General features: G+C 63.5%; 8 protein-coding genes. 5 read left to right on the forward strand and 3 right to left on the reverse strand.

The genetic code is table 11. From position 1 onward, the window contains the following. Positions 1–11 precede the first annotated feature (11 nt). The 3 genes from LT988_RS24030 to LT988_RS24040 form a co-directional block, all read right to left on the reverse strand. Complete coding sequence (locus tag LT988_RS24030) at positions 12–1,148, reverse strand: ABC transporter ATP-binding protein (protein WP_232408032.1); 1,137 nt, start codon at positions 1,146–1,148, stop codon at positions 12–14. Between the two features lie 21 nt (positions 1,149–1,169). Further along, entirely contained in the window at positions 1,170–2,273 is a 1,104-nt protein-coding gene (locus LT988_RS24035; protein ID WP_232408033.1) for a polyamine ABC transporter substrate-binding protein, read from the reverse strand. Positions 2,274–2,491: 218 nt separating this feature from the next. Continuing rightward, complete coding sequence (locus tag LT988_RS24040) at positions 2,492–2,782, reverse strand: hypothetical protein (RefSeq protein WP_232408034.1); 291 nt, start codon at positions 2,780–2,782, stop codon at positions 2,492–2,494. Positions 2,783–3,122: 340 nt separating this feature from the next. Here LT988_RS24040 and LT988_RS24045 point away from each other — a divergent pair, with 340 nt between their 5' ends. The 5 genes from LT988_RS24045 (at position 3,123) to LT988_RS24065 (ending at position 12,973) form a co-directional block, all read left to right on the forward strand. Continuing rightward, on the forward strand, positions 3,123–4,112 hold the full coding sequence (locus tag LT988_RS24045; protein ID WP_232408035.1) for a MerR family transcriptional regulator: 990 nt from the start codon (positions 3,123–3,125) through the stop codon (positions 4,110–4,112). A 95-nt stretch (positions 4,113–4,207) separates the two neighbouring features. Then, positions 4,208–5,797 carry an imidazole glycerol phosphate synthase subunit HisF gene (gene hisF, locus LT988_RS24050; protein ID WP_232408036.1) on the forward strand — a complete coding sequence of 530 codons (1,590 nt, stop codon included), beginning with the start codon at positions 4,208–4,210 and terminating at the stop codon, positions 5,795–5,797. Next, positions 5,797–6,726, forward strand: a complete 930-nt coding sequence (locus tag LT988_RS24055; protein WP_232408037.1) for a COG3904 family protein — start codon at positions 5,797–5,799, stop codon at positions 6,724–6,726. The genes hisF and LT988_RS24055 overlap by 1 nt, the downstream gene beginning before the upstream one ends. Before the next feature lie 292 nt (positions 6,727–7,018). Further along, positions 7,019–7,885 (forward strand): (Fe-S)-binding protein, encoded by an 867-nt coding sequence (locus LT988_RS24060; RefSeq protein ID WP_232408038.1) that lies wholly within the window; start codon positions 7,019–7,021, stop codon positions 7,883–7,885. A 144-nt stretch (positions 7,886–8,029) separates the two neighbouring features. Further along, entirely contained in the window at positions 8,030–12,973 is a 4,944-nt protein-coding gene (locus tag LT988_RS24065; protein WP_232408039.1) for a 2-oxoacid:acceptor oxidoreductase family protein, read from the forward strand. The last annotated feature ends 116 nt before the right edge of the window (positions 12,974–13,089 follow it).

Below are 13,089 nucleotides of genomic sequence, written 5' to 3' on the forward strand. Positions count from 1 at the left end.
CGCTCCGAGGACTACTCGGTCAGGACCACGCCGCTGGTCGGCGACCATTCGATAGCGACCTCTTGTTCCCAGGTCAGGGCCTGCTCGGTGCGCGGTTGGACGTTGGTCAGCGTCATCTCGACCAGTGCCCCGTCGCCAACACGGATGCGATAGATGGACACGTCTCCGAGATAGGCGATGTCCTCGACCCGACCCTTGAGCTGATTGACCCCGTCGTCTCGGAAGTCCGCGCAGAGCCGCATCTTCTCGGGTCGTACCGCGACCGTGACCGGGGTGCCGAGCACCATCGGATGGAAGCTACGCATGCGCATGGGTCGGCCGACCCGGGTCTCGACCAGGACGTGCTCGCCCTCGGTGGCGACGACCTTGCCTTCGAACAGGTTGATCGACCCGATGAACTCGGCGACCAGACGGCAGGTGGGGAACTCGTAAATGGCGGTCGGGGTGTCGACCTGCATGATCTGTCCGGCATCCATGACGGCGATTCGGGTGGACATGGTCATGGCCTCTTCCTGATCGTGCGTGACGGTCACGAAGGTGATGCCGAGTCGCTCCTGCAGATTGACCAGCTCGAACTGGGTGTTTTCGCGGAGCCGCTTGTCGAGCGCACCGAGCGGCTCGTCGAGCAGCAGGAGCTTCGGGTGTTTGGCCAGACTGCGGGCGAGCGCGACGCGCTGGCGCTGTCCGCCCGAGAGCTGATCGGGCCGCCGTTTGCGCAGCTCGGTGATCTTCAGCAGCTCCAGCATCTCGCCGACCCGTTCGCTGCGCTCGCGCCTGTGCAGCCGATCCTGCTTGAGCCCAAACTCCACGTTCTGCTCCACGCTCATGTGCGGGAAAAGGGCGTAGGACTGGAACATCATGTTCACCGGCCGCGAGTAGGCCGGGACATCCGTGACATCCACCCCGTCGATGTAGATCCGTCCGGCGCTCGGATACTCGAGCCCCGCAAGCATACGCAGCAGCGTGGATTTGCCGCAGCCCGAGCTTCCGAGCAGGGAGAAGAACTCGCCCTGGAAGATCTCGAGACTGACGTCGTCTACGGCATAGACGTCGCCGAACTTTTTGGTGACCCGGTCGATGCGCAGATAGGGAATCGCCTTGGGATCCTGCCAAGGCTCGAGCGAGCGCCGCTCGGCGAGTGTAGCCATCGGCGAGGCCCCCGATCCCGGTCAGCGGTTCGCCTTGAGGCGCGTCCAGAGACGGTTCAGATCCCGGATCTCCCGATCGCTGCGCTCGGAGGGCACGAACAGACGTTCCTTGACCTCGGTGGGCGGATAGATTGCCGGATCCTCCCGAACCGCATCGTCCAAGAGCGGCGTGGCCGCGAGGTTGGGATTGGCGTAGTAAACCGCGTTCGAGACCGCGGCGATGGCGGCGGGTTGCAACATGTAGGCGATAAAGGCATGCGCCGCGGCCGGGTTGGGCGCATCCTTCGGGATCGCCATGACGTCGGTCCAGACCGCGGCGCCTTCGCGCGGGATCACGTAGTCGATCACCACGCCTTTGCCGGCCTCTTCGGCGCGCGACTGCGCCTGAAAGACATCGCCGGAGTAGCCCATGGCGACACAGAGATCGCCGTTGGCCAGGTCACTCATGTACTGCGAGGAGTGAAAGTAGCGCACGTGCGGATAGATCGCCTTGATCAGCGCCGAGGCAGCGTCGAGATCGGCCTTGTCGAGGCTGTTCGGATCCTTGCCTAGATAGGCGAGGGCGGCGGAGTACACCTCGGTCGGGTCGTCCAACAGACTGATGCCGCAATTGCCGAGCTTGGCCGCCGTGTCGGGATCGAAGACCAATGCCCAAGTGTCCAGATCGGCGGTCTCGCCCAAGGCGGCCTGAACCTTGTCGCGATTGATGCCCAAGCCCGAGGTTCCCCACATGTAGGGCACCAGGTGGGCGTTGTCGGGGTCGATGTTCGCCAGCTGGCTCATGATCGACGGATCGAGGCGGTCCAAACCCGGGAGCTTGGCTTTGTCCAGCGGCAGGTAGAGATCGGCCTTGATATGGCGTGCGGCAAAGGGTCTCGCGGTCGGAAAGACCAGATCATAGCCGCTGCTCCCGGCGAAGAGCTTCGCCTCGAGAACCTCGTTGGAGTCGTAGACATCCAAGCGCGGCTTGATCCCGGTCTCGGACTCGAACCCCGAGAGCGTGTCCTCGGCGACGTAATCGCTCCAGTTGTAGAGATGCAGGGTCTCGTCTGCGTAGGTGACCGAGGAGATCGTCAGCAGTACGAGTGTCGAGGCAAGCGCGAGGGCGGTGGAGGTCCGTTGCATACAGTCCCCGGGAGAGATGACGTGGAGATTGAGCCGAAGGTCGGCATCGACAGGGCTGCAATGCTACTTCAGATTCGTGCAATGGGTCTTGGTTTTCCGCTCAACCGGGCGGGGTTCGGCATGTGCCGATCCCCGCCGAATGTGTCGCCGGCGTATCACGAGGCCGACGGGAACGCCTTGTCCGGTCAGGCTGAATAGACCGGGTTGATCGCCGCGGGCTAGGAGCGCACCGACGCACTCTCGACCGAAAGTCCTTGCAACTCGATCCGCAAGCCGGATCCGTAGCGTTCGTTCGCTTGGCCCTTGGCCATCTGTACCGCGGTCGCAATCGAAAGCGCCTGAAGCACGTCGCCTTGGGCCAAGCCTTGCGCGTCTCGACGATAACTGTCGATGCTGTTCAGGAATTCTTCTACCAGCGTCGCGACGTCCTCGTAAGAGCGAGTGTCCGGGTGGAGCGGAATGTCCACGTCAAAGGTATTTCGGAGGGCTCGGGTCTGCTGAAGATGCATGGCGTTTTCTCCTGGTTGTCGACATGGAAATGATGGATTAAATCGTTCGTTTCGTCGGGTTCGGGCGGCCGATACCGCTATCCCGACGCTGACGATGTTCGTATCGAACATGGACAAGACTTGGACGGTGGCACGTAAACTCCCACTATGTTCCTACTGCCAGACGTGTTCCGGCATGGAGAAGCACCGCCGCGAACACTGCAGTTGACATTCAACGTCAGAGTGACCGGCTTATGACCAACTTTCAAGCTCAACATTAGTCGCCACTCTGGGTCATGTCAAGGGCATAACATAAACAAAATATGAACACCCGTTTCCCGCTCACCATGAGGAGATCGCATTGACCGACCAGGACGCAGCCTTACCGGGTCATACCTATCGCATCGGCGCCGTATCGCGGCTGACCGGAGTCCCCGCCGACACGTTGCGCGTCTGGGAGCGTCGCTACGGCGTCGTCTCCCCGCTTCGGACGGAGTCGGGTACCCGCCTCTATGGGCCGGACGACGTGAGTCGATTGACCCTCATCAAGCGATTGGTCGATCGAGGCGACGCGATCAGCAGTGTCGCGAACCTAAGCCTCGAGCAACTGCGCGAGCGGATCCGCGGATCGGACCTACCCGAGGCGACAGGCGCGCCGCAACGCCCGTGCCGCGTGTTGGTGATCGGGTCGTCGCTCGCAGAGCGTTTCAGGCGCGAGAACCCGATCTCGGGCGACATCGAGATCGTGGGGCTCTACCCGTCGCGCCGGGCGTTTCTTGCCGCGGAGCCAGCGCCAATGAAGCCGGACGTTGCCGTGATCGAGTACCCCACCATTCAAGGCGACCAAGTGCGCGAGATCGGCGAGCTGGTCGCACAATGCGGCGCGGCTCGCGCGATCCTGGTCTACGGCTTCGCCACTCGGTCTACGATCGAGCGACTCGATGCCCGCAGATTGATTCCGAAACGCGCGCCGGTCGATCTGCAGGAGCTGCGTCACCTGTGCACGGGCGATTTTGGAAAGACGCCCGCACAGGCCGTCGAGGAGCCCGCCCTCGACCTCTCCTTGCCGATCCCGCAGCGGCGCTTCGCCGACGCGGATCTGCTGCGGATCGCCACCGCCTCGCCCAGCGTGCGCTGCGAGTGCCCCCATCACCTGGTGGATTTGGTGCTCTCCCTGAACGCCTTCGAGAGCTACAGCGCGGAATGCGAGGATCGCAACGCAGAGGATGCGGCCCTGCACGCCTACCTGCACGCGGCGACGGCGCAGGCGCGCGCCATGATGGAGGTCGCGTTGGCGCGGGTGGTGGCGGCCGAAGGGATCGAGCTCCACACACCGGACGGAGAAATCTGAATCCGAACGCCCGATAGCGCTAAGATAGCCGTTTCGTCCGCGGGTCCAACCACCCGCGTATCCGATATCAACAGGACCGCTTCGGATTCAGACCCATGATTTCCCTGCTCGACTACGGCGCCGGCAATGTACGTAGCCTCCGCAATGCCATCCATGCCCTGGGCTTCGATCTGACCGAGATCGAGCACCCGGCGGACATCCTCAAGGCGGAGCGTCTCATCTTCCCCGGCGTCGGTTCCTTCGGGGCAGCGATGCAGCGTCTGCAGGCACTCGGTTATCTGGAACCCTTGCGCGAGTATCTCGCCGCGGGGCGCCCCTATCTCGGGATCTGCATCGGCCTGCAGGCACTTTTCGAAGGCAGCGAGGAGTCCCCCGACGTGCCTGGACTCGGGATCATCCCGGGTCGGATACGCCGTTTCGAAGCGGGCACGCTCGCCGTCCCGCACATGGGGTGGAACGACGTTCGCGTGGAGCGCGACTCCCCCTTGTTCGCCGACTACGCCGGCGAGAAGCTCTACTTCGTGCACTCCTACTACGCCGAGCCTACCGCCGAGAACCGCGACTGGCAGCTCGCCAAGACGGACTACGGCCGGTCGTTTCTGAGCGCCGTCGAACGAGGACGGATCTCCGCGGTTCAGTTTCACCCCGAGAAGAGTGCAAGCGCCGGGTTGCGGCTGCTCCGACGCTTTCTCGGCGGCGACGATCAGCCGCTGCACAAGACGACCCCCTCGACCGATCGCAGTCCGACGCGTCTGGCCAAACGCATCATTGCCTGTCTGGACGTGCGCACCAACGACGCGGGTGATCTGGTCGTGACCAAGGGCGATCAATACGACGTGCGCGAGGCCGGCGAGGTCCGCAATCTCGGCAAACCGGTCGAGCTCGCGCAGCGCTATTACGAGGAGGGCGCCGACGAGATCACCTTCCTCAATATCACCGCCTTCCGTGATTTCCCGCTTGCCGATCAGCCGATGCTCGAGGTCCTCGAACGGACCTCGGAGCGCGTCTTCGTGCCCCTCACCATCGGCGGCGGGATCCGAGCCTTTCGCGACGCGCAAGGAACGGCGTATTCGGCACTCGATGTCGCCGACGCCTATTTCCGCGCCGGGGCGGACAAGATCTCGATCGGCTCGGATGCGGTCGAGGCCGTCGAAGGTTATTTGCAACGCGGCGCCAAAGACGGCAGCACGGCGATCGAGCAGATCGCCCGGGTCTACGGTAACCAGGCGGTGGTCATCTCCATCGACCCGCGTCGCGTCTATATTCGCGCAACGGAGGAGACGCACCATCACACGGTCGAGACATCCACACCCGGACCCGATGGCGAGCGCTATTGTTGGTTTCAATGCACGGTGAAGGGTGGACGCGAAGGTCGCGACGTCGATGCCGTGGAGCTTGCCCGGGTTTGCGAGATCCTGGGAGCCGGCGAGATCCTGCTCAATTCGATCGATCGCGACGGGACGGGTGCAGGCTTCGACCTCGAGCTGGTCCATGCCGTGAGGTCGGCCGTCGGTATTCCCGTGATTGCCTCGAGCGGTGCAGGCTGTGTCGAGCACTTCGCGGAGGTGTTCGCAGCGACGGATGTCGAGGCCGCACTGGCTGCGGGGATCTTTCACCGGCGCGAGGTGCCGATTCAGGCCGTCAAATCGTATCTCCTCGCCCGGGGGATCGAGATTCGGGCCTGATGGGAAGGGGGCAGCACAGCCCGATGTTCCGAACGCTGGCGTTTCTCTTTTTGGGCGTTTCGATCGCCACTCTTGTCGGCTGCGCCGTGCCCGGCCCGATGACCGACCAGACGTCGGATCGCCGCTCGGACCGGAGCGGCGGCCCGATCTCGGGCTCGACCCGCGCCCCGCAAGGCATGAGCCGAGACGATTGGTTGCGTCGGGTCGCGGCCTGTCATCTGCTGCGTGTCGGTCAGAATCTAGACGTGGCCGTGACCGACTCGGCGGTGATCTCCGCCGCCGACAAGTACGGCTTCCGTGTCGACGCGATCATCGAACGATCCAATCAGCTGGTCGTCGAGTATGGTTCCCGTGGACCGGCCCTGCTCGAATTCGCGACCGAATCCTGTCGGGAAGTTTCCGAAGCCACCGGCGTGACATCCACCCTGGTCCGGTTCGAGCCGGACGGGACCCTGCGATCGAACTGGCTGCGCATCGACGGTGTCGAGATATCCGATGGATTCGCCGAGAAGACGATCGGCGAGCTGCGCAGGCGCAGAGTCGTCGGCCTGGTGATCAACAGCCCCGGGGGCTCGGTCTTCGAAGCGCGCAAGCTCGGACGCTACCTGCGGACCATGGGTCTGCGCACGGCGGTTGATCAGGCCTGTACCTCGGCCTGCATTGATGTACTCGCGGGCGGCGCCGAACGCTACGTCACGCCCAATGCGAAACTGGGGATCCATCAGAGCAAGGTCCCGAGGCGGTTCAGCAGCCATGAGGGCGGGCAGCGCTACGTCGCCGACGCCTTCCTCTATCTCCGCGAGATGGGCATCGATCCGGATGTCGCCATCGCCGCCGCCGCCGTGCCCAACAACAAGATTCTTCTGATCTCGCTGTCCGACGCACTGCAGACCGGTCTGGTCACGGACGTGATCGAGCGCGTGGAGTAGCGCCAGTAGCGCCGTACACCTTCGGAAGAGTTCGTCACTTCCATGCCCTGGATCAAAAAAAACATCTGGATCAGAGTCTTCTATTGACATTCAATAGTAACGATTTACAGAATTATGAAAATTAATAAATCATAATTCCGTAAAATTAGCAGAGTCTTTAAGCGGGCCGAAGCCATGCCCGCAACCAAGTGCGAACGGTCTCGAGGCCCGCTTCGCGAGAACCATGACATCGTTTGGTTCATCATGCGGTCTTCGTCCGCCCCGTCCGACCTTTGCCTGATTTGAGTTGTTTATGGCATCCATCTTGACCGCTGTGGGTTTCATGGCCGCACTCGGCGTGCTGCTCGCCCTGATCCTGATCCTGGCGAATCGGCGGCTGTACGTCTACGAAGACCCGCGTATCGATCAGGTCGAAGACTTGCTGCCGCGCGCGAACTGCGGTGCCTGCGGTACGGCGGGGTGTCGACCGTTCGCCGAGATGCTGGTCAAGGGTGAGATTGCGCCCGGCCGGTGCACCGTGAACTCGCCCGCGATGAACACGCTCATCGCCGATTTTTTGGGTGTGGACCTCGGCGCCGAAGAAAAGCGTGTGGCACGCCTGGCCTGCGCCGGCGGGGCCCACGTCGCCTTCCTGCGGGCCTCCTACGGCGGTCTGGAATCCTGCCGCGCAGCCGCCTTGGTCTCCGGCGGCGGGAAGGGTTGCTCATGGGGCTGCCTGGGCATGGGCGATTGCGCCGAGGTCTGCGACTTCGATGCGATCCGACTCGATCGTCACGGCCTGCCGATCGTCGATGCCTCCAAGTGCACCGCCTGCGGTGATTGCGTCACCGTCTGTCCGAAAGATCTCTTCAGCCTGCATGCGATCAGCCATCGCCTGTGGGTTGCGTGCAAGAACCTGGACCCGGGAGACGAGGGCGAGCATGAATGCGATGTCGTCTGCACCGCGTGCGGACGCTGCGCTCAGGATTCGCCCGAGGGTTTGATCGAGATTTGCGACAACCTGGCCGTCGTGGATTACGCCAAGAACGCGCTCGCCTCGAAGGTCGCGATCGAGCGCTGCCCGACCGGCGCCATTGTTTGGCTTGAACCCGACGGTCGGATCGTCAAAGGGAAGGACGCCAGAAAGGTGTTCCGCAAAGAGGCGTTGCCGTTGGCTTGACGCCTCGGCCGGGATCGACAACCGCCGCAATCGGCATCCTCCGGAATCGGTCGTTTGAAGAGTCGAAGCATCCACCCTGTCGCGCCCTCGAGCCCCGGCTTATCGCCGGCGGCCGGGCCGCCGGGTCAACCATAGAGAAGCCCCATGTTCGGAAAGCCCAAGTTCGCAAATAAGGACGAGAAGCAGGTCAAGTATCCCGGAACACGGATGGCGATGGACGGCAACACCGCCGTGATCATGTGCGAGCGCGAAGCCTCGGACGCTGCCGGTGCCTATCCCATCACGCCTTCGACCCAGATGGGCGAGTATTGGTCCGAAGAGGTTGCCAAAGGTCACCTCAACGTGTCGGGAAACCCGCTGATCTTCGTCGAGCCCGAATCCGAGCACGCCGCAGCGGCGGTCACCGCCGGCATGTCCATGACCGGCCTGCGCGCGGTGAACTTCTCCTCGGCTCAGGGCGTGGCCTTCATGCACGAGTCGCTCTACGCGGCGGTCGGCAAGCGTCTGCCCTATGTGCTCAACATCGGCGCGCGCGCCATCACCAAGTCGAGCCTGAACGTGCATTGCGCGCACGACGATTATCACTGCATCGACGACACCGGTTTCACCCAGGTCTACGGCAAGAGCGCGCAAGAGGCGGCGGATCTGAACCTGATCGCCCGCAAGATCGCCGAGCTGACCTTGACGCCCGCCGCGGTGGGTCAAGACGGCTTTCTAACCACCCATCTGATCGAGCCGTTGCTCGTCCCCGAGCGTGAGTTGATCGCCGAGTTTTGCGGTCGCCCCGACGACATCATCGCCTGCCCGACCCCGGCCCAAAAGTTGGTCTACGGACCGACCCGGCGCCGCGTCCCCATGGTTTGGGACGTCGACAACCCGGTGACATCGGGCTCCGTGCAAAACCAAGACGCCTACATGCAGGCCGTCGCCGCCCAGCGCCCTTACTTCTTCGATCACATCGAGCCGATTGCCGAGCAGGTGATGGACGAATTCCATGCACTGACCGGGCGGCGCTATCAGCGTGTCGGCGGATACCGCACCGAGGATGCCGACTACCTCATCCTCGGCCAAGGCAGCATGATCACCCAGGCCGAGGCGGTGACCGATTACCTGCGCGAGACCCGCAAGCTCAAGGTCGGCGTCGTCAACCTGACGATGTACCGGCCTTTTCCGGGCGATCTCATCGGGCAAATGCTCAAAGGCAGAAAGGGCGTGGCCGTGCTCGAACGCACCGACCAGCCGCTCGCGGAAGACCTTCCGGTGATGCGTGAGGTCCGCTCCGCCCTCACCAAGTGTCTGGAGAACGGCAGCGTCGAGAAGGGCGAGCGCATGCCCTATCCGGACTACGCCGTCTATCGCCAGGGCGACATGCCGCGACTCTATTCGGGGTGCTACGGGCTGGGCTCGCGCGATCTTCAGCCCGAGGGCCTGATCGCCGCGATCGAGAACATGCTTCCCGGTGGCGCGCACCGTAAATTCTTCTACCTGTCGGTCGACTTCATCCGCAAACCCTTCGACCCCAAGGACGAGATCCGCATCCAGGCCCTCAAGGACGCCTATCCGCACATCGGCGAGCTCGCCTTGCGCGGCAGCGAGAACCCGAACCTCCTGCCCAAGGGCGCCATCACGGTGCGCATGCACTCTGTCGGCGGCTGGGGTGCGGTCACGACCGGGAAAAACCTGGCGATGACCCTTTATGACTTGCTGGGTTTCGATATCCGCGCCAATCCCAAGTACGGCTCGGAGAAGAAGGGTCAGCCGACCACCTATTTCCTCTCTGCCGCACCCGAGCCGATTCGGCTCAACTGCGAATACACCTATGTCGACGTGGTTCTGAGCCCGGACCCGAACGTCTTCACGCACTCCAATCCGCTCGCCGGACTGGATCGGGGAGGGCGCTTCATCGTCCAGTCGAGCCTCGACAACCCGGAGCAGGTCTGGGCCAGCTTCCCGCCGGCCGCGCGCAAATACATCGTCGAGCACGAGATTCGCGTCTACTACATCGACGGCTTCAAGATCGCCCGTGAAGAGGCGTCCGATCCGGAGCTGCAGATCCGCATGCAGGGCAACACCTTCCAGGGAGCCTTCTTCGCCGCTTCCCCTCTGATGGAGCGCGCAGGGCTCGACGAGGCCGGACTCTTCTCCGCCATGGAGGAGCAGATCCGTCACAAGTTCGGCGCCAAGGGCGAGCGTGTCGTGCAGGACAACCTGCGCATCGTGCGCCGCGGCTTCGACGAGATCGTCGAGATCGTCGACAAGCCGCTGATCAGCGGTCAGCTGCTGCCCCGCAAGGAGGTCGGCCTGCCGGTCATGCTCAAACAGTTGCCCGAAGGCGACGGCGGCGTGACCGACGTGCATCGCTTCTGGGAGCAGACCGGCGCCTTCTACGCGAGCGGTCGCGGCAGCGACAATCTGGCCGATCCGCACATGGCCCTGTCGCTGATGCCCGCCTCCAGCGGCGTCTATCGCGACATGACGCAGATCCGCTTTACCTATCCCAAGTACGTCCCCGAGAACTGCACCGCCTGCGGCAACTGCTTCTCGGTCTGTCCCGACAGCGCCATCCCGGGTCTGGTCAACAGGGTCTCCGACATCTTTGCAGCCGCGATCGCCCGGGTGGAGCGCGGCATGCCCACCCAGCACCTGCGCCGCGAGACCCGCAACGTCGAGAAGCGTCTGCGCAAACTCATCGATGCGGCCGGGGATGCCCCCGACATGCGCGAGCTGATGGACCGCGCGGTGCTCGAGACCCTGGCCGCCTATCAGGGCGAGCCCGAGCAAAAGGCCGCGATGGAGCAGGAATTCGGCCTCATGATGCAGGCCCTCGGCGACTATCAATTCGCCGTCACCAAACCCTACTGGAACAACCGCGAGAAGAAGCAGAAAGGCAGCGGCGGACTCTTCAGCATCACCGTCAACCCCTATACCTGCAAGGGCTGCAACGAGTGTATCGAGGTCTGCGACGACGGCGCCCTTGTCTCCGAGCCCCAGACCACGGAAACCATCGAGCAGATGCGCGCCAAGTGGGACTTCTGGCTCGACCTGCCGACGACAGGTCCGGAGTTCATCCGCATCGATGATCTGGACGACAAGATCGGCGCGCTCGAGACCTTGCTGCTCGACAAGTCGAACTACCAATCGATGGTCTCGGGCGACGGCTCCTGCATGGGCTGCGGCGAGAAGACCGTCATTCACCTCTTCACCGCCACCGTCGCGGCGTTGATGCAACCCCGTGTCAAGCGTCACCTCGCCGATCTCGACGACCTGATCAACCGACTCGAGACCCATGTCCGGTTGAAGCTCGCCGCCAAGATCGACCTGACCAATTCGGCAGCGATCAGTAAAGCGGTCAACGCACACAAGGACGCGGACCTGCGCCTGTCCGACCTATCCGCCGAGCTGGATCATGACCGCAGCGCCGAGCCGGTCGATCCCGAGTGGCTGACCTGGGTGACGGGTGTTCTCGACAAGCTGCGTCATCTCAAGTCGCAGTACACCGCCGTCCAACCACGCTCATCCATGGGGATCGTCAACGCCACCGGCTGCTCCTCGGTCTGGGGCGCAACCTTCCCCTTCAATCCTTATCCCTTTCCCTGGTCGAATCATCTCTTCCAGGATTCGCCCTCGATCGCACTCGGTCTCTTCGAAGGCCACATGCGCAAGATGGGCGAGGGCTTCAAGGCGATCCGCATGGCGCGTCTGGAGCTCGAGCGGGGCTACAACCCGGCCGAGCACGGCGAGGCACTGACCTATTTCGGCTGGAAAGACTTCTCCGACGAAGAGTGGCTGCTCTGTCCGCCGGTCGTCGCGGTCGGCGGCGACGGGGCTATGTACGACATCGGCTTCCAAAACCTCTCGCGTGCGCTCATGTCCGGCCACCCGGTCAAGATCATGGTGCTCGACACCCAGGTCTACTCCAATACGGGTGGTCAGTCCTGCACCTCCGGCTTCATCGGCCAGGTCGCCGACATGGCCCCCTACGGCAAAGTCGGCAAAGGCAAGACCGAGATCCGCAAGGAGATGGGCCTGATCGGTATGGCTCACCGCACCAGCTTCGTGCTCAACGGCGCGGCCGGCAATCTCACGCATCTGCTCGAGGGCTTCATCGACGGACTCAATGCCCGTCACCCGGCGCTGTTCAACATCTACACCAGCTGCCAACCCGAGCACGGCATCGGCGACGAGATGTCCACGCATCAAAGCCGGATGGCCATCGAGTCCCGCGCCTATCCGCTCTTCCGCTTCGACCCGGATGCCGGCACCAGCTTCGAGGAATGCTGCTCCATCGAGGGCAACCGGAACATCGACCAGGACTGGATCAGCTGGACGCTGAAGTACACCGACGAGAAGGGCGAGCCGGCCGAGATGACCGTCCCCTTTACCTTCGCGGACTTTGCGATGACCGAGGGCCGGTTCCGCAAACACTTCCGCAAGGCCCCGCCCGAGACCTGGAACGACGCCATGATCCCCATGGCCGAGTTCCTGGAGATGGACGAGGACGCACGCATCGGGCACTTCCCCTACGTCTGGGGCGTGGACGGCAAGAACCGTTTGATGCGTGTCCTGGTTTCCCAAGAGCTGGTTGCCTCCTGCGAAGAGCGCCGTGCCTTCTGGACACAGCTGCGCGGCATCTGCGGCCATCTCAATAAGGTCGACGTCGAGCAGGTGCGCAACCAGGCCAAGGCCGAGATGGCGCAAAAGCTCACCAGCAGCCTGCTCGCCATGGCCGGCGGCGACGTCGGAGCATTGGCATCCTTCGCGGGCGGCGGCAACGGCCACGGCGGCAACGGTGCCTCGGCAGCGAGCGGCAATGGCGCCGGCAACGGCGTAGCGACCGACTGGGAGCCGGTCTGGGTCGAGACCCCGGAATGCACCGCCTGCGATGAGTGCATCACGATCAACCCGAAGATCTTCAAATACAACGCCGAGAAAAAGGTCGAGGTGATCGATCCCAAGGGCGGCTCCTACCAGGACATCGTGAAGGCCGCCGAGAAGTGCACCGCCGGCTGCATCCACCCGGGGACCCCCTGGAACCCGGCCGAGGCCGGCCTGGAGAAGCTGCTTAAGCGTGCGGCGAAGTACCAGTAGGCGCACCGAGACGCGCGATCGCGCCGGTGCCGTCAGGCGCGGCGTGCCGCAGCGCAGCGTGCCGGGCCCGACGGGCCCGGTGCGAAGCGCGATCCCGATCCCAACCCAACACAGCA

The organism is Thiocapsa bogorovii, assembly GCF_021228795.1.
GTDB lineage: Bacteria > Pseudomonadota > Gammaproteobacteria > Chromatiales > Chromatiaceae > Thiocapsa > Thiocapsa bogorovii.